This is a genomic window from Ornithinimicrobium ciconiae (genome assembly GCF_007197575.1).
Taxonomy (GTDB): domain Bacteria; phylum Actinomycetota; class Actinomycetes; order Actinomycetales; family Dermatophilaceae; genus Ornithinicoccus; species Ornithinicoccus ciconiae.
This window is the reverse complement of record NZ_CP041616.1, coordinates 255,957-277,683: the sequence shown is the minus strand read 5'-3', so window position 1 is coordinate 277,683 and position 21,727 is coordinate 255,957. Positions and strand designations below refer to the sequence as shown.

Annotated in this window: 16 protein-coding genes; 6 read left to right on the top strand and 10 right to left on the bottom strand. The window is 69.6% G+C overall.

The annotated features are described in order from the left end of the window. Positions 1-230 precede the first annotated feature (230 nt). Positions 231-1,898 (top strand): S1C family serine protease, encoded by a 1,668-nt coding sequence (locus FNH13_RS01290; protein WP_143781784.1) that lies wholly within the window; start codon positions 231-233, stop codon positions 1,896-1,898. Between the two features lie 12 nt (positions 1,899-1,910). Here the strand turns inward: FNH13_RS01290 and FNH13_RS01285 are convergent, their stop codons facing one another. Next, positions 1,911-3,242, bottom strand: coding sequence for a glycosyltransferase 87 family protein (locus FNH13_RS01285; protein WP_143781783.1), 1,332 nt, complete (start codon positions 3,240-3,242; stop codon positions 1,911-1,913). Positions 3,243-3,252: 10 nt separating this feature from the next. Continuing rightward, the gene (locus tag FNH13_RS01280; protein WP_143781782.1) at positions 3,253-5,565 is read right to left on the bottom strand and encodes a transglycosylase domain-containing protein; all 2,313 of its coding nucleotides are present in this window, start codon (positions 5,563-5,565) and stop codon (positions 3,253-3,255) included. A gap of 174 nt (positions 5,566-5,739) precedes the next feature. On the opposite strand from FNH13_RS01280, the gene FNH13_RS01275 reads away from it, so the two are divergent. The 3 genes from FNH13_RS01275 to FNH13_RS01265 all read left to right on the top strand — a co-directional run bounded on the left by FNH13_RS01275 (position 5,740) and on the right by FNH13_RS01265 (position 9,942). Beyond that, on the top strand, positions 5,740-6,303 hold the full coding sequence (locus tag FNH13_RS01275; protein ID WP_228266521.1) for a PadR family transcriptional regulator: 564 nt from the start codon (positions 5,740-5,742) through the stop codon (positions 6,301-6,303). Positions 6,304-6,305: 2 nt separating this feature from the next. Next, entirely contained in the window at positions 6,306-7,385 is a 1,080-nt protein-coding gene (locus FNH13_RS01270; RefSeq protein WP_143781781.1) for an inositol-3-phosphate synthase, read from the top strand. A 412-nt stretch (positions 7,386-7,797) separates the two neighbouring features. Then, positions 7,798-9,942 carry a cell wall-binding repeat-containing protein gene (locus tag FNH13_RS01265; protein WP_143781780.1) on the top strand — a complete coding sequence of 715 codons (2,145 nt, stop codon included), beginning with the start codon at positions 7,798-7,800 and terminating at the stop codon, positions 9,940-9,942. Between the two features lie 13 nt (positions 9,943-9,955). Here FNH13_RS01265 and FNH13_RS01260 read toward each other — a convergent pair whose 3' ends face one another. The 7 genes from FNH13_RS01260 to FNH13_RS01230 all read right to left on the bottom strand — a co-directional run bounded on the left by FNH13_RS01260 (position 9,956) and on the right by FNH13_RS01230 (position 14,720). Then, positions 9,956-10,414, bottom strand: a complete 459-nt coding sequence (locus FNH13_RS01260; RefSeq protein ID WP_143781779.1) for a hypothetical protein — start codon at positions 10,412-10,414, stop codon at positions 9,956-9,958. 123 nt (positions 10,415-10,537) lie between these two features. Next, entirely contained in the window at positions 10,538-10,765 is a 228-nt protein-coding gene (locus FNH13_RS01255; RefSeq protein WP_143781778.1) for a hypothetical protein, read from the bottom strand. Next, a complete protein-coding gene (locus FNH13_RS01250) occupies positions 10,753-11,292 on the bottom strand; it encodes a twin-arginine translocation signal domain-containing protein (protein ID WP_143781777.1) in 540 nt (179 codons plus the stop codon). The genes FNH13_RS01255 and FNH13_RS01250 overlap by 13 nt, the downstream gene beginning before the upstream one ends. After that, the gene (locus FNH13_RS01245; protein ID WP_143781776.1) at positions 11,289-11,858 is read right to left on the bottom strand and encodes a hypothetical protein; all 570 of its coding nucleotides are present in this window, start codon (positions 11,856-11,858) and stop codon (positions 11,289-11,291) included. The genes FNH13_RS01250 and FNH13_RS01245 overlap by 4 nt, the downstream gene beginning before the upstream one ends. Further along, positions 11,855-12,502, bottom strand: coding sequence for a MauE/DoxX family redox-associated membrane protein (locus FNH13_RS01240; protein ID WP_143781775.1), 648 nt, complete (start codon positions 12,500-12,502; stop codon positions 11,855-11,857). The genes FNH13_RS01245 and FNH13_RS01240 overlap by 4 nt, the downstream gene beginning before the upstream one ends. Next, entirely contained in the window at positions 12,499-13,182 is a 684-nt protein-coding gene (locus tag FNH13_RS01235; RefSeq protein ID WP_143781774.1) for a hypothetical protein, read from the bottom strand. Before FNH13_RS01235 ends, FNH13_RS01240 begins: the two co-directional genes overlap by 4 nt. 14 nt (positions 13,183-13,196) lie before the next feature. After that, positions 13,197-14,720 (bottom strand): cell wall-binding repeat-containing protein, encoded by a 1,524-nt coding sequence (locus tag FNH13_RS01230; protein WP_143781773.1) that lies wholly within the window; start codon positions 14,718-14,720, stop codon positions 13,197-13,199. A 267-nt stretch (positions 14,721-14,987) separates the two neighbouring features. Between FNH13_RS01230 and FNH13_RS01225 the strand changes: the two genes are divergently transcribed. Both FNH13_RS01225 and FNH13_RS01220 read left to right on the top strand, forming a co-directional pair. Next, entirely contained in the window at positions 14,988-17,249 is a 2,262-nt protein-coding gene (locus tag FNH13_RS01225; RefSeq protein WP_143781772.1) for an acyltransferase family protein, read from the top strand. Continuing rightward, on the top strand, positions 17,246-19,504 hold the full coding sequence (locus FNH13_RS01220; protein ID WP_143781771.1) for an acyltransferase family protein: 2,259 nt from the start codon (positions 17,246-17,248) through the stop codon (positions 19,502-19,504). Before FNH13_RS01225 ends, FNH13_RS01220 begins: the two co-directional genes overlap by 4 nt. Before the next feature lie 247 nt (positions 19,505-19,751). On the opposite strand, the gene FNH13_RS01215 is transcribed toward FNH13_RS01220, so the two are convergent. Then, on the bottom strand, positions 19,752-21,710 hold the full coding sequence (locus FNH13_RS01215; protein WP_143781770.1) for a glycosyltransferase family A protein: 1,959 nt from the start codon (positions 21,708-21,710) through the stop codon (positions 19,752-19,754). Positions 21,711-21,727: the final 17 nt, after the last annotated feature.

Here is a 21,727-nt window from a genome sequence, read left to right as displayed (position 1 = left end):
TGCTGACCCGACAGCACGACCTGCCCTGACCCGCAGCTCGGCCGTGCCGACGCGACAGTTCGGCCGTGCCGACCCGCCGCTCCTGTGGCCCGGTGCTCGACAGCCGTGGTCCCTGTCACGCACACTAGTCACGCAGACCGGGGGAACCGGTTGCGGACCCTCGGCGTCACACCGCAGCCATCAGGCGGGAGCCACAGGGGGCGCCGGCCCAGGACAGCAGGAGCATCATCGTGACGATCCGCCCGCGCACCGCCAGCCTCGCGCTCGCCCTGCCGCTTGCCCTCATCGTGTCCGCCTGCGGGGGAGGAGCCCCGGACACGTCACAGATCGTGCTGCAGCAGGGGCAGGAGCTTTCGAGCACCGCCGGCCCCGGTGACGACCAGGCAGACGTGACGGCTGACCCGACTGACTCCGGCGACTCCACGGCAGAGGCCGCGGAGGGCGTGGTGACCAGCTTCAGCGACGCCAAGCCCGCGGTCGTGCAGATCATGGCGCAGGGCACGCTGCGCGACCCCGAGGTGGGACTGACCACGACGGTCGGCTCCGGCAGCGGCTTCCTGATCTCTCCCGACGGGCTGGCGGTGACCAACAACCACGTGGTGACCGGGGCCAGCACCCTGGAGGTCTTTATCGGCGGCGACACCAGCGAGAAGCACACTGCCACCGTCCTCGGTGCCTCCGAGTGCAGCGACCTGGCGCTCATCCAGGTCGACGTGGATGAGCCGGGCGCCTACCTGGCCTGGGCCGACGAGCCGCCCGAGCCGGGCCTCGATGTCTACGCGGCCGGCTTTCCCCTCGGGGACCCGGAGTACACCCTGACCAAGGGCATCGTCTCCAAGGCGCAGGCCAATGGCGACGTCACGGGCTCCTCGTCGATCGACCACACTATCGAGCACGACGCCACGATCCAGCCCGGCAACTCCGGCGGTCCGCTGATCACCCTGGACGGGGAGGTGCTGGCGGTGAACTACGCCGGTGGTGCGCTGCAGGAGGGCGCGTCCAAGCAGTTCTGGGCCATCGCTGCGAGCCTGGCCGAGCCGATGGTGGCCGAGCTGGCCGAGGGGGACGCCGAGTCGCTGGGCATCAACGGCCGCCCGATCTTTGACGACAAGCTCGCGCTGAGCGGGATCTGGGTCAGCGGTGTCAAGCCCGGCAGCCCCGCCTCCGCGGCTGGTCTGCTGCCCGGCGACATCGTGCTCAGCCTCAACGCCATCCCCATGGCCACCGACGGCACCTACCGCGACTACTGCGACGTGTTGCGCACCAGCGGAGACAACGCGATGACGGTGGAGGTCCTGCGCTGGGACACGGCGGAGGTGCTGCGCGGCGAGATCAACGGATCGCAGGGACTGGAGCCGATCCTCTCCCTCGCCGAGGAGGCCGGTGGTGACGTCCCGCAGGGTGACGCCCCCGGTGACGGCGGTATGCCGGTCCCCACCTACTACGACTACGTCACCGTCACCGACGACACCGGCAGCCTGTCGATCGACGTGCCGACGGAGTGGAACGACGTGCAGACCGACCCGATGTATGCCCCGGAGGGCCTCGCCTTCATCGGTGCCTCCGACGACATGCAGGCCTTCCGGGACGGCTGGACCCACCCCGGCCTGGTCTTCTACCTGCGGCCCTACCAGGGCGATGAGTGGGACACGCTGCACTACTACACCTATGAGGATGTCTGCGCAGCACAGGAGACCGGGGAGTTCTCCGACGTGATGTACTCCGGCGTCTACCAGATCTGGAGCCAGTGTGAGGGCACGGACGGGCTGGTGATCAATCTGGTGCTGTCCAACAACGACCAGACCTACACCGCGGTGATGACCACCTATGTGGCCACCGAGGCCGACCTCGAGGCCTTCGACCGGGCCTTCGCCAGCTTCACCGTCTATAACAACTGAGCGCGATGACCCTCAGCTCGCACCAGCGGGCACCGGGTCCGCGCTGGTTGAGGTCGCACGTTCTTCAGCGGTGCGGTGCCGGGCGGGGCTCGACCAGATCTGCCACACGAGCCAGGCCCAGCCGGCGACGCGCAGCAGGATAAACAGGGAGTAGGTCGAGCCCGGCAGCCCCTTGCCCGGGTCCGAGCCGAAGCCGATGTGCAGCCAGGTCATCTCGAAGTGGAGGATCTCGGTCGCGGCCCAGATGAGGTGGTCCCGCCACCGGACGGCGGACAGCGCCAGCAGCGGCAGCAGCCACAGCCCGGACTGGACCGAGACGGACTTGGCGGTGATCACGACGATCAGCAGCATCACGGCCGCGACCTGCACAGCGTCCGGGCGGCTGACCGCGCGGAAGGCCAACCAGGCACCGACGCCCACCGCCAGGACCCAGCCGGCCACGGCGATGGCAGTGGCCACGGGTGCCGAGATCCCCATCCCGTGCAGCTGCGGGATGAGCGCCGGTGCGCCATAGCCCGGACCGACGGTCCACCAGTTGCGGGCGGCCTCCAGGACGCCGTCACCGATCAGCAACAGCGCAGGGACGAACAGCGCCAGTGCGGCCAGGGGCGCCGCGACCAACGCGGTGGCTGCTTGCCGCTCCCGTCCCTGCCGCCATCCCACGAGCACCAGGGCCACCAGGATCAGCAGCGGATAGGGACGCACCAGAAAGGCCAGTCCCAGCAGCGCCCCGGCCGCTGCCGGATGATGACGGCTCCACGCCCACAGGGCCCACATGACCAGGACGATCCCCACCAGGTCGGTCGAGATCAGCGCCAGCACCACCAGCACCGGTGAGGCCGCCAGGTGGGCGATGTGCCACGGGTCCTGCTGCAGCAGCGCGATGCCCGCCAGGACCGCGGTGGCCAGCAGCACCAGGGCCAGCGCGGCCCAGGTGGCAAAGACCCACTGCTGTGCACCGACGCCGGTGCCAGCCTCCGGGGAGATGCGCGCGATGAGCCACATCACCAGACCGGACAGCAACGGTTGGTCGCTGCCAGCCACGGAGGCATAGGGCAACTCCCGGTCGGCCAGGGCCGTCGTGACGTGCATGACCGGCAGGTCCGAGTAGCAGGCCCGCCAGAACTGGTCGGGGTTGGCCCACCCCTTGGCCAGGCAGTGCCCCTTCTGGAAGACACCGAGCGCCAGGGCCACGCCGGCCAGGGCGATCAGTGCGGCCGCGACGGCGGCGAGACCCCGGGCACCGACTCGGGCGTAGCGTCCGACGGGCCCGCCGATCACGCTGGCCGCGGTGGCGACCACGGGGTCGTGGCGCGAGGGCACGACATACGGCGGTCTGCGCATGGTCGGCAGGTTAGCCGCTCGCCCCCGGGTCCTCGGTGTCGCCGGGTGGGTCCGGCTGCCCGGGGGGCTCCGTGGGCGGCTCTGGCTCCGTGGGGCGCGTCGGGGGGTCGGTGGGTTCCGGCGGCTGCGTGGGCTCCGGAGGCTCGGTCGTCGTGGGCGCCTCCGTCGTCGTCGGTTCCTCCGTGGTGGTGGGCTCCTCGGTGGTCGTCGTCGGCTCCTCGGTGGTCGTGGTGGGCTCCTCCGTCGTCGTGGTGGGGTCCTCGGTGGTCGTCGGAGCCTCCGTCGTCGGCTGCTGGTCGTCGGTGGTCGGGGCGATCGTCTGCTCCACCTCGTCACCCAGACCCACCCGCTCGGGGAACTCCTCGACCGGCTCACCCTCCAGGGCGCCGCGCATGAAGTCACCCCAGATCAGGGCCGGGTAGGTGCCGCCGGTGACCTGGTCATAGTCACCGATGTCCTGCATCGCCAGGGTCCCGTCGCCGCGATACATCCCGACGGTGCCGGTCAGCTGCGGGACGAACCCGTTGAACCAGGCGGACTTGTTGTTCTCGCTGGTGCCGGACTTGGCGGCGGCCGGGCGGCCGAGGTCGCCCGCGGTGCGCCCCGATCCCTCCGTGATCACGTGGGTCATCGCCTCCGTGACGTCGGCGGTCACGTCCGGGTCCAGGACGTCCTGGGTGTCGATGTCCCGCTCGTAGTCGTAGACGCCGTTGGCGCTGGTCACGGCGGTCACCAGATAGGGCTCGGCCGCCGTGCCCTCGGCGGCGATGGTGGCGTAGGCGCTCGACATCTCCAGCACCGTGGGTGCGGCGGGACCCAGCACGTTGGACAGCTCGTTGTCCAGGCCCGGGGTGTCCTCGGGCAGGCCGAGGTCCACGGCCACCTCGCGGGTTCGCTCGGGGCCGATCTCCTGGTTGAGCTGGACATAGATGGTGTTCACCGAGTTGGCGGTCGCCTGGCGCAGGTCGATCATCCCGAACTGGGCGTCGCGGAAGTTGTTGACCTCGTAGGGCTCGTCCTGGCCCTCGATCTCAAACTCCATCGGGCTGGGGCCGGCAAACTCGGACTCGGTGCTGATCCCGTCCTGGACAGCGGCGATCAGGGTGAAGACCTTGAACAGCGAGCCGGCCTGCAGGTGGGCGTCGGTGACCGTGTTGAGCTGCTGCTGGCTGTAGTCGGCCCCGCCATACATCGCGGTGATGGCTCCGTCACCGGGACGCACCGCCACCAGCCCGACGTGCAGGTCGTCCGGCTCCTGGGGCAGGTTGTCCGCCACCGCCGCCTCCGCGGCGTCCTGGTGCTTCTCCTCAATCGTGGTGATGATGCGCAGACCGCCACGGTCGAGGTCCTCCTCGGCGATGCCGACATCATGAATCAGCTCGGCGCGCACCTCGGTGGCGATATAGCCCTCGGTGCCGGTCGTCGCGCTCGTCGGTTGGGGGTCGTTGACCTCGGGGAACTCGACGTCGGCGGCCTCCTCCGCAGAGAGCCAGCCCTCCTCGACCATCCCGTTGATGATGTAGTCGACGCGGGCCTCGGCGCGCTCCTGGTTGCCCTCCTGGTATGCCGGGTCGAACAGTGAGGGCGCATTCGTCACCCCGGTGAGGAAGGCCCCCTCGGCGACGGTCAACTCGCTGACGTCCTTGCCGAAGTAGGCCTGCGAGGCGGTCTGGATGCCGTAGGCGCCGCGGCCGAAGTAGATGGTGTTGAGGTAGTTCTCCAGGATCTGGTCCTTGGAGAGCTCGCGGTCGATCTTGACGGCAATCAGCACCTCGTTGAACTTGCGCGTCAGGGTCTGCTCGTGGGACAGGAAGTAGTTCTTCACGTACTGCTGGGTGATCGTCGAGCCGCCCTCGGTGCTGTCGGAGGTCAGGTTGCGCCACAGGGCACGACCGGTGCCGGTGATCGAGACACCCTGGTTCTCATAGAACGAGCGGTCCTCCGCGGCCAGCATCGCCTTCTGCACGTGGTCCGGGACCTCGCTGAGGGGCACGGACTCCCGGTCGTAGCCGCCGGTGAACCTGGCCAGCTCGGTCTCGCCGTCGGCGTAGTAGAGGATGGAGCTCTCGGACGTCGCGAACTCGTTGGGCTCGGGGATGTCGGTTTGGCTGTAGGCGATCATCAGCGCGGCGCCGGCCAGCAGGATGCCCGCGACGCCGAGACCGAGGAGCCACAGGAGCACTTTCTTCAGTCGTGGTCGGCGCCGGGTGGAGGAGCGGCGGGCACCGGTGCGCTGCGCGGTGCGGTGCTCGGCCCGGGTCCGTGGCGTGCCGCGGTTGTTCGCGGGCCGGTTGTTCGCGGGCCGGTTGTTTGCGTTGGCCACAGCTGGCCTCCTCCTGTGTGGTCGATCCCATAGTGCTCTGTCTGGCGGGGCGATGCGGCGTGGCACGCGCAGGAGCACCCTGAATCGTGCCGTACGATATATCGGGTCGATATATCGACGGTCATCGCGATCGCTGCACGCAGGTGCGGCGCTGTGGAGCAGAGGAGGGGTGGCATGACTCGGCGTTCAGAGATGTTGGAGCTTGCCATCCTGGGGCTGTTGCACGACTCCCCGATGCACGGTTACGAGCTGCGCAAGCAGGTCCACCGTGTGCTGGGCACAGTCCGCGCCATGTCCTATGGCACGTTGTATCCGCGGCTGCGGCTGCTGGTGGAGCGAGGCCTCATCGTCGAGGCAGACACTCCGGCACTGGGCCGCAGGGCCCGCATCACGTATGCCGTAACGTCTGCTGGTCAAGAACGGTTCCAGTCATTGTTGACCGGGGCCGGACCCAACGCGTGGGAGGACGACGCCTTCGACGTGCACTTCGCCTTCTTCGGACGCGCGGACCGCGCCGTCCGACTGCGAACCCTGGAGGGCCGCCGGGCCCGCCTGGAGGAGCGACTGGCGATGTATCGCGCCAACGGGCCTGCCGACGGCGCCTCCCTGGACGGCTATGCCGCCGAGCTTCACCGCCACAGCCTGGAATCGGCCGAACGCGATGTGCGTTGGCTGACGGGGCTGATCGAAACCGAGCGCAGCGCGGGTCGCCGCGGTGTCGCGCAACACGAGGAGTAACTATGGGATCAGTTCGAGTCGCCATCGTGGGCGTTGGCAACTGCGCCAGTTCGCTGGTGCAGGGTGTCGAGTACTACCGCGGTGCTGACGCGTCGGCCAGCGTGCCAGGCCTGATGCACGTGCAGTTCGGGCCTTACCACGTCAGCGACGTGGAGTTTGTCGCCGCGTTTGACGTCGACGCCAAGAAGGTCGGCTTCGACCTGGCCGAGGCGATCGGTGCCAGCGAGAACAACACCATCAAGATCGCCGACGTGCCGCCGACCGGCGTCCTGGTCCAGCGCGGCCCGACCCTGGACGGCATCGGTCGCTACTACAGCGAGACCATCGAGCAGTCCGACGCCGAGCCGGTCAACGTGGTGCAGGCCCTCAAGGACGCCGAGGTCGACGTCCTGGTGTCCTACCTGCCGGTGGGCTCGGAGGAGGCGGACAAGTTCTACGCTCAGTGCGCGATCGACGCCGGCGTCGCCTTCGTCAACGCGCTGCCCGTCTTCATCGCCTCCGACCCTGAGTGGGCTGCCAAGTTCGAGGACGCGGGTGTGCCGATCATCGGCGACGACATCAAGTCGCAGGTCGGTGCCACCATCACCCACCGGGTGATGGCTCGTCTCTTCGAGGAGCGCGGCGTGGTGCTGGACCGCACCTACCAGCTCAACGTCGGCGGCAACATGGACTTCAAGAACATGCTTGAGCGCGACCGTCTCGAGTCCAAGAAGGTCTCCAAGACGCAGGCCGTCACCTCTAACGTGAGCCACGACATGGGCTCGCGCAATGTGCACATCGGTCCGTCCGACTATGTGCAGTGGCTTGATGACCGCAAGTGGGCCTATGTGCGCCTGGAGGGCCGTGCCTTTGGTGACGTCCCCCTCAACCTGGAGTACAAGCTGGAGGTCTGGGACTCGCCCAACTCCGCAGGCATCATCATTGACGCCGTCCGTGCCGCCAAGATCGCCAAGGACCGGGGCGTCGGGGGTCCGATCATCTCCGCCTCGGCCTACCTGATGAAGTCCCCGCCGCAGCAGATGCCCGACGACCAGGGCCGCGCCCAGGTTGAGGCCTTCATCCGCGGCGAGGTCGAGCGCTGACCTTGTAGTTCTCTTCGCAGCAGAGCCCGTCCCACACAGAGCCCGTCCCACACAGAGTGGGGCGGGCTCTGTCGCGTCTACGAGCAGCACCTCTCCCCTCGAGAATGACACACTTGTCATTCCCTGGGAAAGACACGCTTGTCATTCTCGTGAACAACACCCATGTCATTTCTCGACCGATGAGAATAACAGCGTTGTTGTTTAAGAAATCGTTATGCGATTGGCTTTCCCCCACCGAAAGTTCTGTGTAGTCTCCTAACGCCCCTTGAGTCACACCGTCACCATTGATCACAGTCTGCCGAGGCCCCGAGGCACTGTGTGAAGGGATCAGAGAATGCGCAATTGCCCTCAGCGCCACACCCTCGCGGCCGGCGTCAGCACGCTGGCCCTCCTCGTGTCTGCGCCTGTCGCCATGGCTGATCCCGTCACGGACCCCGGCGTGGACCCCGCAGTGGACCTGCATGAGGAGGACCACGGCCACGCGGCTGGGGAGCGCCTCACGCTGCAGGGCCTGGGTGACCCCTTCGCTGAGGGCCTGGTGGTGCCGGCCGACCCCTACGTGGTTCCTGAGGAGGAGAGCGGCGGCAACAGCGTCGAGACCTTCCCGGAGTCCCCGATGGACTGGATCGGTGCCCCGCCGGACCCCGCTGACCTGCCCGTGGAGTGGCTCACCGAGCAGCCCGCGGTCGAGATTGAGCCCTCGAGCACCGAGCAGCTGATGGACGCCGAGGACGGCTACCTCGGTGGCGGGTTTGCTGCCGACAGTGACGGGGCAGTGCTCACCGACGCCGACCTGATGTCCGTGCCGGCACCGCCGAGCAAGGACCTGCCGGGCACCCTCGACGCGGCGCCGCCGTGGCAGTACTCCTACTCCTGCGACCCCAACGACAAGCCGGGCATGGTCGCCTTCGCCAACCTCGTCTCCAACCACTACAACAAGCCCACCTGGTATGGCTCGCGCCCCTGCAAGCACGGTGACAACAGCCAGCACTACGAGGGCCGTGCGATGGACTGGCGGATGAACGCCTACAGCGCGGGCGACAAGGCGATCGGCGACAGTGTTGCGCAGTGGATCACGGCCAACAACGGGGAGATCGCCCGACGCTTCGGCGTCCAGTCGGTCATCTGGAACCGCAAGGCCTGGTACCTCTACAAGCCGGGCTCCTGGGAGAACTACTACGGTGCCTCACCGCACACCGACCACCTGCACATCAGTTTCAGCTGGGACGGGGCGATGGGTCGCACCTCGTGGTGGGACGGCACCCCGGTGACCACGCACGACTACGGCACCTGCCGGGTCTACGCCCACCAGTACGCCCCGCGCTACCAGGGCTTCAACGGCACCCCCTGCTCCACGAGCCTGCCGACAGCCCCCTACGCGCCCTACCCGGTGACCCTGCCCGGGGCCAACAACAGCAACGTCAGGCAGGCTCAGCGCTATCTGGGCTTCACCGGCAGCGATGTCGACGGTTCGTTCGGGCCTCTGACCCTGCAGGTGCTGCTCAACTATCAGGCTGCCCACGCCCTGCCGTGGACCGGCGTGCTGGACAAGGCCAGCTGGGCCTACATGATCGAGGCTGGCATCCCCAGCGACCCGGTGCCGCCGCCCACCCCACCGGCGCCGGATCCCGACCCGATCCCTGAGCCGTCGCCGGGCGAGGTGACCCGCATCTCTGGCGTCAACCGCTATGAGACCGCGGCCGAGATCTCCATGACCTTCCCGACCGGCAGCCCCCTCTTCCTCACCGTGGGAGAGGACTACCCCGACGCCCTGGCGGCAGCCGCCCGGGCCGGCTCCCAGGGTGGCCCGGTGCTGCTCGCCAAGTCTGACTCGCTGCCACTGCAGACCCGGGACGCGATCCTGCGACTCAAGCCGTCCTCGGTGACCATCGTCGGTGGCAAGGGCGCGATCAGCAGCGCCGTCTACAACGAGGTGGACGCACTCACATCGGCGCCGGTGAAACGGCTCGGCGGAGCCAACCGTTACGAGACCGCGGGCCACGTGGCCGGGCAGTTCCCCAGCGGCCTCGACGTGGTCTACGTCGCCACCGGGACGAACTATCCCGACGCGCTCGCGGCAGCAGCCCGCGCCGGCTACAACAACGGGCCGGTCCTGTTGGTGCAGCCCAACCAGGTGCCGTCCGTGACCCGCTCGGCGATGACCAGGCTCAAGCCCTACCGGGTCGTGGTGCTCGGTGGCGAGACGGCGGTCAGCCCCGCGGTGGCCAGTGAGCTCAGGTCGCTGACCCGCTCAGGCACCCTGCAGCGCGTGTTCGGACCCGACCGGTATGCGACGGCGGCCGAGCTGGCCTCGTACTACCCCAACGGGGTCGACACGGTGGTCGTCGCAACGGGTCAGGAGTTCCCGGACGCGCTGTCCGGTGCGGCGCACGCCGGAGATGCCCACGGACCCGTGCTGCTCGTCACCAAGAATGGCGTCTTCCAGAACACCCGCGACGTGCTGGAGGCGCTGGGCGCCAAGAACATCCTGGTCGTCGGTGGCACCTCCGTGATCTCGACCAAGGTCGAGGGCATCCTGGAGGACTACCTGGGCTGAGTGGCGGGGCCCCTCAGCCCAGCAGGGAGACCGTGGCCCAGGCCAGGAGCGCGGTGGTGACCACGCTGCCGACGCGCTCCAACGACCGGGTGTGACTGGACAGGAAAGCCTGCCAGCCGGGGCGGCCCCACAGGATGTACTGCAGGACCGGCAGCGCCCGCGAGGCACCGAAGGCGGCGCCGAGCGCAACGGCCCAGGTCAGCGGCAGCCCGGACAGCAGCACGAAGGCGGCGGCGATAGAGGACGCGGCCGAGGGCACCAGGGTGCGGAAGCCGCAGCCATACTCGACCCCGAAGCGGAAGCCACCGCGCATCATGCCGCGGGCGAAGACCTCCTGGGGGATGAGCTGGCTGCGCTGCGGCAGCTGCAGGACGATCTGTCGCAGGTCCATCACGAGGAGCAGCACCGCGACGACCCCGAAGACCACCGCCCGCGCCGCCAGCGGGATGGGTGACAGGAGTCCAGAGAACACTCCGAGAGCCGTCCCGGTGAAGGCACCACCAAGGGCGCAGCCCACCAGGAAGCCGGCCCAGAGCCTGAGTTGGATCGATCGACCTCGGACCGAGGCCACCAGCGCCCACGCGCTGTTGAGGCCTCAGGTGGAGCCGGACAGGGCGAGACCGGCACCGACCACCGCCAGCAGCGCGGGGACCTGCCACGGGACCGCCGTGCCGACCAGGTGCAGGATCCCCAGCAGCACACCGGCGACGCCCACCAGCCCGAGCAACGGCAGCGGGTCGGCGACCCAGCGGCGCGCACGGCTGACCGCGGCGGGACTGTTCCCGGAAGGGGTGCTCGGGTCGGTGCTGCTCAGACCGCCCATGGGCAGATCGACTTGCTGCAGGCACCGGAGGCGCTGCAGGTCCAGCCGTCGGAGCACCGGTAGGTGTTGCCGTCGCTGAACTTCCACTGCCATGAGTCATAGGTGCCCTGCCAGCAGTCATCCGGCCGGTGCGTGTAGTAGCCGGTCGAGCCGGGAGCGTTCTTGTGCCAGCCGACCAGGTTGCCGGCACCGTTGCGATACTTCCAGCAGCACGAGCGCGAGGTGCACATCGGCGACGGGCCGCACATGATGCCGTTCTCGGTGTGGTTGCGGGCATAGCCGGTCACCGGGTCGCACGGACCGGTGTTGGTGCTCGTCCAGTCCTGCCAGTACGCCGCCTGCGCGGTGTCGGCGGCCTTGTTGACCAGGAACAGCGAGCCGAGTCCGACGGCGGCGCCGGCACCGAGCACGGACCCCATGAAGCGGCGGCGCGAGGGCCGGGGGCGGAGCCGCTTGCGGATGTGGCCGGTGTCGGTGACCGGCAGGTCCGCGAAGCTGACGGTGGTCTGTGAGCTGGTGTCGGTCATGCCTGCTCCTCGGTGATGCTGATCGAGCCACGGGTCTGACGGACCCAGGCGGTGAGGTCGGTGTCCTGGTGCGGCAGCGCGGCGGCGATGATCGTCCCGGCGCCGTCGACGGCCATGAGATAGGGGGTGGCGGGCACGTGCAGCTGCTCCAGCAGGGAGCGGCCCTGCGCGATGCACCGGCCGGTGCCGGCCAGGTTCTCCAGCGCGGGATCGCACGATCCGGTGGAGACAGCCACCAGGGCGACCGAGCCGCCCTGCACGTCGGGCACGGCGGTCAGCCCGGAGAGCGTGACGGCACACGAGCTGCACCCGGGGGAGACAAAGGCCACCACGGTCCGGTGGGCGCCGGGCTCGACCAGGGAAGGCAGGTCACCGTGGGCGGGCAGCCGGAAGCCGACCAGGTCGCGGGTGCTGCGGGGCGCTCCGGCCGTGGCCGACGCCCCGGTCGACTGACCGGCCTGGCCGCGGGTCAGCACGGTCACCTGCCGCAGCAGCCCGGCCAGGCCGAGCGCGAGGAGGACGAGGGCGACCCACGCCAACAGGACGGCAGACTCCATGAAGGTCACCGCGTCTCCCCCCCAAAAAAGAGAGGGGTTTCGTTGGTCGTTCCCGCATTTTTGTCGTGGTTTTGCTGACGCGTCCCGGGGTGCGAGATGGCCGCCTCGGGCACCGCGCGGGCGGCGGGCAGGAGGGCGATGGCCAGGGCCAGGACGAGCATCGCGGCGAGCGCCACCCCGATCTCCGGGGCGGGTGCGGCAGCCAGGCTCCAGCCGCTGCCGGCGATCCCGCCGCTGCCGGCGATCCCGCCGCTGATGGCCGCGACCGCGAGTATGCCGCCACGCAGGACCGCGGACTGGCTCACCGGGGTGGCCCCCAGGCCGCAGGCGCAGGGCACGACCTGCCCCTCGGTGGTGCGCAGCACCTGCCACAGATAGCCGGTGAAGGCCAGGAAGAGTCCGGCGATCGGCATACTCACCGCCAGGGCGGCCCCGGGCGGGACCGCGACCACGGCGACGACGAGGGCGGCAACCCCCAGCACCGCCTCGAGGGGACCCAGCACGGCAGCCACGGTGTGCTGCGCCCCCTGCGGCAGGACGTCATGGGCCCGCAGACCGGAGCGCAGCTCGGCCGGGGAGCGCAGGTGCCCGATCGCCGCCGCGATCAGCACCAGGCTGACCGCGCCAAGCAGGGCGGGGGACAGAATGCTCACGACAGCTCCGCCGTGACCTGGCCCAGTGTGGTGGCGACCTCGTCCAGGTCGCCCTCGGTGCCCGGAATGCCATAGACGACGAAGGCCGCGGTCTCCAGCACCGCGTAGTGGGCGCGGTCCTCCTCCGAGGAGCGGCTCAGCCGGCCACCACGCACGTCCAGGCCGGGCCCGGAGGGACGAGTGACGCCATTGCGGGTGCGGCGCACGTCCAGCAGCGTGCGCTGGCCAGAGTCCAGGAGCGCCACCTGGGCGATGTCATGGGTGCGGAAGGGCGACCAGTCCACCGAGCCGCCAGGCGTGAGCACGGGACCGGCGGGATCAGCGGTGAACTCCACCTGGGACAGCAGGGCCGACAGCCCCTCGAGGTCGAGGCTGGGGACGGTGAACCCGAAGACGTCGTGGTCGCCGACCTGGACGGAGAACGCCAGACCCGAGGCCGGGTCCCCGCCGTAGCGGCCATAGCGCAGGGTCGTGCCCTGCCGCAGCTGCACCTGCTCGGTGAGCGTGCTGCCGCTGACCGACAGGTAGTGCTCGAGGTGGCCCGGCCCGCCGCTGTTGAGCTCCAGCTCCAGACCGTCCTGGGCCAGCACGCTGATGCTGGCCGACGGCGGCAGCTCCTGCGCCGACGGGACGTCAAGGACAAGGGTCTCGCCGTTGAGCAGGCGACGTGTGGTGCGCATGGTGATCTCCTGGCTCAGCCGACGTGGCGGCCGAGCTGGTCGAGGACGATGGAGTTGAGCGAGGTGTAGCCGCCCAGCACGACGCCGGAGTCGGGGTTGAGCCCGTCGATGGCGTCACCGACCGAGTTGGGCAGGCGGGTCGGGGTGGCCAGCAGGACCGGGTTGGCCTCCTTGGCGGCCAGCGCGGAGCCGGACAGGGCGTCCGGGAAGTCCGCGCCGGTGGCCACGAAGACGCGGCTGCGGTTGCCCGGGAAGGTGTCGGCGATCAGCGCCGAGGTGTCATAACGGTTGGCGCCGGCGATCCGGGTCACGTCGCCGTCGGTGTGGTCCTGCAGCTGGTTGCGGACCGAGTTGGACACCGCGACGGTGCCGCCGAGGATGACGATCCGACCGGGGTCGAGCCGGTCCAGGGCCTCGCGGGTCGCGCTCGGCAGATGGTCAGGGCCGGTCAGCAGCATCGGGCGGCCGTTGCGACCGGCCGAGGCGCTGCCGGACAGGGCGTCGGGATAATCGGTGCCGCTGGCGACATAGACGGTGCTGATGCCGGTCGGATAGGTGTCGGCGATGGCCGCCGAGGTCTCATAACGGTTGGCCCCGGCCAGCCGGGTGACGTCCCCGCTGGTGTAGTCCGCCGCGGCGTCCCGCACGGTGTTGGAGACCGCTCCGGTGCCGCCGAGGATGACGATCTCGCTGGGGTTGAGCCGGTTGAGCTGAGCGGCCACGGGGGCGGGGATGGAGTCCTCGCGCACTAGCAGCACCGGTGCGTCCTGCTTGCCCGCGAGGGCTGCTCCGGCGAGCGCGTCCGGGAAGTCCGTGCCGCTGGCCAGATAGACGACGTCCTGGCCGACGGGATAGGTCGCGGCGACGGCTGCCGAGGTGGCGAACCGGTCGGCGCCGCGAATACGGCTGACCGCTGCGTCCCGGCAGGTATAGATCTGGACGTTGTCGACATCCCACCACTGGCTCGCGCCCTGCCGGGAGCGGTGCTGGAACCAGGTGCCGAGCCGGCCGCCCTCGTCCTGGGTCGCGGCCGTGATGTCAAAGACCTTGCCCCGCCAGCTGCTGGTGTTGCCCGCGGCCTGGAAGCTCAGCGAGTTCACGTCAGCGCGGGAGTAGCCGGAGGAGGAGACATTGCCCCGGGAGGTGAAGGCGAGCATGGTCTGGGCACCGACGGGGGCGGTGGCCCACCGCATGAACATCCAGTCCTCGCCATCGCCGGAGCTGACCTCGGAGCGGGCGGCCCGGGTGCTGCCGATGCCGCTGGAGACGGTGCGCCAACCGTTGTTGAAGTTGCTCTGGGGGATGCCGCCGGTGAAGTTCTCGGTCATCAGCGTCGCGCTGCGGCTGCGCCCCTCGGGACAGGGAGCCTGGGCGTCCAGCCCGCCGGTCCACTGCACAGCCTGGGTGCTCTCCGCGGGGGAGGTCTCGCTGGCCGGCAACGGCGCAGTGCTGGCCGAGCCGGTCGCCAGAGTGGCCGCCATCACCAGCCCCGCGAGCGCGGCGACCCCTCGTCGTGCAGTGCGCGTGGTCAGCGCCATCGTCTCTCCCCGTGTGTGCGTCTGAGTAGTGTGCATCTGACGTCTCTGATGCACCAGACGCTACCGGGTGCTCCAAAGGTTGCACCGTCCCCAGAATTGGTCTGTGCAGCGTTGTGGGGGCTGTGGGTCGGCTCATGAGACGATACTCGCTGGCTGAACCACCTCCCAGAGCCCTTTTCTTCCGTGCCTGCAACCGTTTCCGAGCTGCCTCCAGAGGCCCGCCGTCCGCGCCACCGGCGCCGCGGCGGGTCGACTCTGCGACCCGGGATGCGGGGAGACATCGAGGGTCTGCGCGCGGTCGCCGTGCTCCTGGTGATGCTCTATCACGCTGGCGTCTCCCAGGTCCCGGGCGGTTTCATCGGCGTCGACGTCTTCTTTGTCGTCTCCGGGTTTGTCATCACCGCCGGTCTGCTCCGTGAACTGGAGTCGACGGGGCGGGTGCGCCTGCTCGCCTTCTACGGCCGGCGTGCCAAACGTCTGTTGCCGGCGGCGGGGTTGGTCCTGCTGGTCACCGCCATCGCGAGCTGGCTGATGGTGAGCAGGGTCCAGTGGCAGCACATCGGCGAAGACATCGTGGGAGCCGCGGTGTATGTCGTGAACTGGGTTTTCGCGGGCCGTTCCGTTGACTACCTGGCCGAGGACATCATGCCCTCGCCCGTCCTGCACTACTGGTCCCTCGCGGTCGAGGAGCAGTTCTACCTGATCTGGCCGGTCGTCCTGCTGGGGCTGTTCGCCTACCTGCGTCGGGCTGCGACCCGGCGGGCGGGGCCGGATGCCTCGCCCGTGCTTCCCCGGCGTCAGGACCTGGCGATCGCCCTGGTTCTGGTGCTCATCGGACCGTCCCTGCTGTTTTCGGTCATCTACTCGCTCAGCAACCCTGAGGCGGCCTTCTTCATCACCCCCACGCGGCTGTGGGAGCTGGGGGTGGGCGGTCTGATCGCGCTCGCACCCCGGGTGTTCGCGGCGTGGCAGCACCGCCAGGGCGCGTGGGTGGCCTGGGCGGGAATCCTGCTCATCCTGGCGAGCGCCTACCTGGCCGATCGCGTCCCCCACTGGCCGGGCATCGCCGCGGCGGTCCCGGTGGTCGGGACCGCCCTGGTCATCGCTGGCGGGTTCAGCGGCTCCTCGATGGGCCCGGCCCGGATCCTCGAGCTGCGGCCCCTGGTGTGGGTCGGTGGCCTGTCCTACTCCCTCTATCTGTGGCACTGGCCGCTGTTGCGGTTCTGGGAGTGGCGCTTCGGTGAGTTCACGCTCGTCCAAGGCGTGGCGATCGTGGCCTTCTCGTTCGTGCCCGCCTGGTTGTCCTACCGGTTCGTGGAATCACCGGTGCGCTTTGCCAAGGTCCTGCACACCACGCCGCGCTACGCCCTGTCGGTGGGGTTCAACTGCACCCTGGTGGCGCTCGTCGCCGGCCTGCTGCTGACCCAGGCCGCTGGCGTGACCTCCGGCGACGGGCAGGCGACCGGCGCCGGCTGGTCGGACGGCAGTGGTGTCCAAGCGTCGGACCCGGACGCCGGATCCGACGGCCCGGCGTCGACCGTTGTGGGGCAGATCAGCTCGGCGAGCGCCGGCGGCGGCGTCCAGGTCGGGGTGTCCGTGGACGACTCCCGCCAGGACGACTCCGGCCTCGCAGGTGGCGACGCTGCTGAGCAGACCGGCTCGCCGCCACCGCCTGGTCTGCCGGTCCCGGAGGCCGAACAACCCGGGGACGAGCCGTTCTTCGAGACGCTGACGCCGGACCCTGTCAGGGCCACGGGCGACGTGCCCGAGCTCTATGACCGGGGCTGCCAGGTCGACCCGGAGGACGCTGACTTCGAGCCGTGCGTGTTTGGTGATCCTGAGGGTGAGGTCGTGGTGGCCGTTGTCGGCGACTCCAAGATCGCACAGTGGATGCCGGCGCTGGACGCTATCGCCCAGGAGCAGGGGTGGCTGATCCGGAGCTACACCAAGTCCTCCTGCGCCTTCGCCGGCGCGCTGACCGTGGTGGACGGTGCGGCATACCACTCATGTCAGGCTTGGGGGCAGGATGTGCTGGCCAGGCTCACCGGCGCGGAGAAGCCGGTCGCCGTGATCACGTCGGGGGGCCGACTCAGTGCGCTGCCAGCCGGCAATGAGGAGGGGGAGCCCGTGCCGGAGGCGCTCGTGGCCGGTTATGTGGACTACTGGACTGCTCTGGAGGAGGAAGGCATCGGGGTGATCGCGATCTCCGACACGCAGTCGCCGGTCGGCACCGGCCCTGTCTATGAGTGTGTCGAGGAGCACCGCGACGACCCGTCGGCGTGCAGCTGGAGCAGCGCGGCCTCGCCGGCCACGACGATCTTGCAGCAGGCCGCCTCGCAGGTCCCGCAGGCCCACTTCATCGACATGGATCCCTGGGTCTGCCCCGGTCAGACGTGCGTCGGCGTCTACCGCAATGTGCTGACCTATCGTCAGGGCTCCCACATCACAGCCACCTTTGTCGGGGTGCTGACCGAGCCGCTGGCCGCCCACCTGGTCCCCCTGATCGACGACCTGGAGGCGGGGCGGTGAGCGTCGCCACACCCCCGAGCCGACCAACGCGTCCACTGGCTCAAGGGGAGCCACGGCGCGCTCGGTTCCGGACCGACGTCGAGGGACTGCGCGCGATCGCCGTGCTCCTGGTGATGATCTATCACGCGGGGGTCTCGGAGTTGTCCGGCGGCTTCATCGGTGTCGACGTCTTCTTCGTGGTGTCCGGGTTTGTGATCACCACCCAGCTGCTGCGCGAGATCGAGTCCACCGGCCGGGTCAACCTGATCGACTTCTATGGCCGCCGCGCCAAGCGGCTGCTGCCCGCAGCCGGGCTGGTGCTCGTGGTGACGACCGTCGCGGCCTGGCTGCTGACCTCGCGGGTCCAGTGGCAGGTCATCGGCCAGGACATCCTCGCTGCGGCGGCGTATGTCGTGAACTGGCAGTTCGCGGCACGGTCCGTCGACTACCTGGCTGAGGATGTCGGACCCTCCCCGGTGCTGCACTTCTGGTCGCTGGCCGTGGAGGAGCAGTTCTACATCATCTGGCCCCTGGTGATCATCGGGCTGCTCTGGTTCCTGGGGCGTGGTGCGCGTCGGGCTGACCCGGCGGGTGCCTCCGCTGCGCCGGTCCCGCAGCGGCGTCACCTGGCGGCCGGCCTGCTCGCTGTGATCGTCGTGCCGAGCCTGGTCTTTGCGATCACCTACACGTGGTGGCGACCCAGCGAGGCCTTCTTCATCACTCCGACCCGCCTGTGGGAGCTGGGCGCCGGTGCGTTGGTGGCTCTGGCGGCCGGCGTGCTCTCCTCCTGGCGCCGTCGAACGGGCGCCCTGCTGGCGTGGGCGGGCCTGCTCCTCGTGCTGGGCAGCGCCTTCCTGGTCACGTCCAGCACACCCTGGCCGGGGATCGCTGCCATGGTGCCTGTGGCCGGGACGGCACTGGTGATCGTCGGTGGGTTCTCGAGCCCGGACGCCGGACCCGCTCGGCTGCTGGGGCTGCGGCCCCTGGTGTGGGTCGGTGGGCTGTCCTACTCGCTCTATCTGTGGCACTGGCCGTTGCTGCGGTTCTGGGAGTGGCGCTTTGGTGAACTGTCGCTGACCGAGGGACTGATCATCGTCGCGGCCTCGTTCCTGCCCGCCTGGTTGTCCTATCGGTTTGTGGAGTCCCCGATCCGGCACGCCAGGTCACTGCGGGAGTCCTCGCGCTATGCCCTGTCGGTGGGGCTGAACTTCACGGCCGTGTCGCTGATCGCCGGTCTGGTGCTGATGCAGGTCGGCAGCATCGCCACGGCCGGTGGCCAGCCCACCGGGGTCAACTGGTCGACGAGCGGCAACCCGAGCTCAGGCTCGGATGAGGACCTGCGCACGGGCGAGGACCCTGACGACCCAGACAGCCCTGACGGCCCTGACGGCCCCGACAGCCCTGACGGCCCCGGCGGCCCCGACGAGGAGACGCCGCAACCCCTGGAGCCACCCACGCTGGCCAGTGCCCAGGACGAGCCGTTCTTTGATGCGGTGACGCCGGACCCGCTCCTGGCGACCGAGGACGTGCCCGCCTACTACGACCTGGAGTGTGACACCACCGTGGCCGGGCCCGAGGTGCGGATGTGTGAGTTCGGCGATCCTGACGGCGAGCTGGTGGTGGCGGTCGTCGGCGATTCCAAGGTGGGTCAGTGGATGCCCGCGCTGGAGAGCATTGCGGCTGACCGGGGGTGGTTGATCCGCTTCTACAGCAAGAGTGCCTGCCCTTTCAGCTCGGCGACCACGCTGATCGATGACGAGCCCAACACCTCGTGTGTCAACTGGTCACAGCAGGTGTTGGAGCGCCTGACCGGGCCCGAGGTGCCGGATGTCGTCATCACCTCCGCCCTCCGGAACAAGGCGCAGGACCCTGCGGGTGGGACCACACAGGCGGCGTTGGTCGAGGGCTTCGTGGACTACTGGAGCCAGCTGGCAGAGCAGGGGACCTCGGTCGTGGCACTGTCGGACACGCCGCAGCCGATGGAGGACCCGACGCCCTACGAGTGCGCCGCCGACCGACCCGACGAGGTGGCTCAGGCCTGCACCTGGCCCTCGGACGACGGCATCGGTTCAGAGCCGCTGGCTGCTGCCGCCGAGCAGGTGGAGACGGCGAGCTACATCGATATGAACCGCTGGGTCTGTCCCGAGGGCACCTGCGTCGCGGTCTATCGCAATGTGCTCACCTATCGCCAGGGGTCCCACATCACGGCGACCTTCGCCGAGGTCTTGGCCGAGCCGCTGGCCGTCGAACTCGTCCCGCTGGTCGAGCAGGACTAGAGCTCCGAGCCCGAGCCCGAGCCCGAGCCCGAGGCCTCGCCGCCCGGACCGACCATGTGCACTTGCACGCATCCTTCACGTCGACTCCGAGCGCGACCGACCATGTGCACTTGCACGCATCCTTCACGTCGGTTCCGGACATCCGCGTGAACGATGCGTTCACCTGGACCCGGTGGTGTCGAGGATGCGTTCACCTGGACCCTGGCGGTGTCAAGGATGCGTTCACGTGCACGCCGGGGCAATTGGGCTATGGGTGTGGTGTCGGCTCAGCCTCGGCAGGGTCGGTCAGGAGTCCGGGGACCAGCTCGTCGAGCTCGGCGCGGTCCGTGCCGTCGAGGTGTGGGGCAGCCACCCAGCGGGGACTCAGTCCCCACCACGACCGGGACACGTCGGCCACGCCGAGCAGGTCGACCGGCAGGCCGGAGTCATCGGGCCGACACACCTGCGGCGTCAGCTCCACGTCGACCCGGTCCACCTGGAGGCGGCACTCCTGCGCACCGGCCAGGAGCAGCACGCGGGGATCGAGCACGACGAGGCGCTGCACCCGGATGTCCTCCAACCGGGTGAGCGGTGTCAGCTGCCCGGCAGAGTCCAGGATGGCCGCCCACCAGTCGGGGTGCATCTCACTGCGCGCACCGTGGAGTGGCGTGGTCAGCGCCTCCGCGTGCCAGAGCCCGGTGCGGCCTGGGAGGGGCTGGTCCCGGGAGGAATGCTGGGCGGTCCGCGCCATCAGCTCCGGCGTGGGCGCGGCCGAGAAGTCACCGAGATAGGCCACCGAGACCTGGGCCCAGTCCGGGGCGGAGTCCAGCGCTCGCACGAAGCTGCGGGGGACCGGAAAGGACAGGTCCGACCCTGGGCTGCGGTCGTGGGTGGTGTCCTGGTCAGCGACCAGACGAGCATGCCAGGCGCGATAACTGCCCTTGAACAGCAGCCGCTCGGGTGAGGCCCACTGATAGGTGAAGTCCCCTCTCGACAGGCTGCCGGTCCGCAGCCGGGTGATCGCCAGCGGGGTGCCGGTGTCGGCGAGGGGACCGGCCAGGGTGGTGAGACGCTCGGCATACTCCGAGTCGGCCCCCTTGCGGATCGGCACGAACGGGCCGATCCGCTCCAGGACCTCGCGGCGGACCATCAGGCTGGAGGCGTTGTCGCGCACCGCGCGATAACCGAACCACTGACGGGTCAGGTCGTCTCGGGCCCGCACGGCCTGGCTGCGGCTGGCCGGGGCGTCCGGGGCGGAATGCAGCGCCGCGACCTGGTGCTCGAGACGGCGCGGGTGTGACCAGTCGTCGGCGTCCTGGAAGGTGACGAACTCCCCCTTCGCCTCGGGCAGCGCGGCATTGCGGGCCAGATAGCTCCCACCGTTGCGCTGCAGACGGATGAGGCGTGCCCGGTCATCCAGGGCGACAGCGCGCGCAAAGAGCTCCTCATGGTCGAGGCCAGAGGCGTCGTCGACGACCAGGATCTCCAGGTTGGCCCAGCTCTGGTCGCGGATCGAGGCGATCGAGGTGAGCAGGCCCTCGTCGGGGCGGTAGCACGGCATGATCACCGTCAGCAGGGGTCCGTCGGAGACGGTGCCGGCGACCTGGCCTGCGGTGAGCCGGTCGAACAGATGCGTTGCGCCGGGTGCCTGCCCCGGCCCGACGGGCACCAACACCGGCACCAGGCCGGCCTCGACGAAACTGGCCCCCAGCAGGTCCTGCCACCGGGCGTGCGCGGCCGGGTCGGGGTCCAGCCCGTCCAGGTGCGGGTTGGCCAGGTCGACCTCCAGGTCGTGACGCACCTGCGGGTGCAGCCGGGTCAGGTCGGGCAGGGCACGACGCAGCTCCTCGTGACGTCCCGCCAGGAAGAGGGCCTGACCCAGTCCCTGGTGATGGATTGGCGCCAGCGCGGCCACGTCCCCCCGGGACCAGAGCTGCAGATAGATCGCAGCGGCCGCGGCCAGCTCGGCCTGGCTGCGACCCAGTCCGGCCAGGGCCAGCGCCAGGGCCGCGGCATCCTCTGCGGACCCCACTGGCGCGGAGGGGTCGTCCACGACGTCGGTGGCCCCGCGCCGCCCCAGAGTGGCTCGCCGTGCCACGGCGTCCAGGGCGATGTCGGACGTGGTGCGCAGGGCGAGGTGAGCCAGGGTCAGCGGGTCGCCTCCATTGCCACGCAGTTGCCAGGTCGTCCAGGCGCCGGGACGCTGCAACGGCATCTGGTGTCTCACCACTGAAACGTTACGCG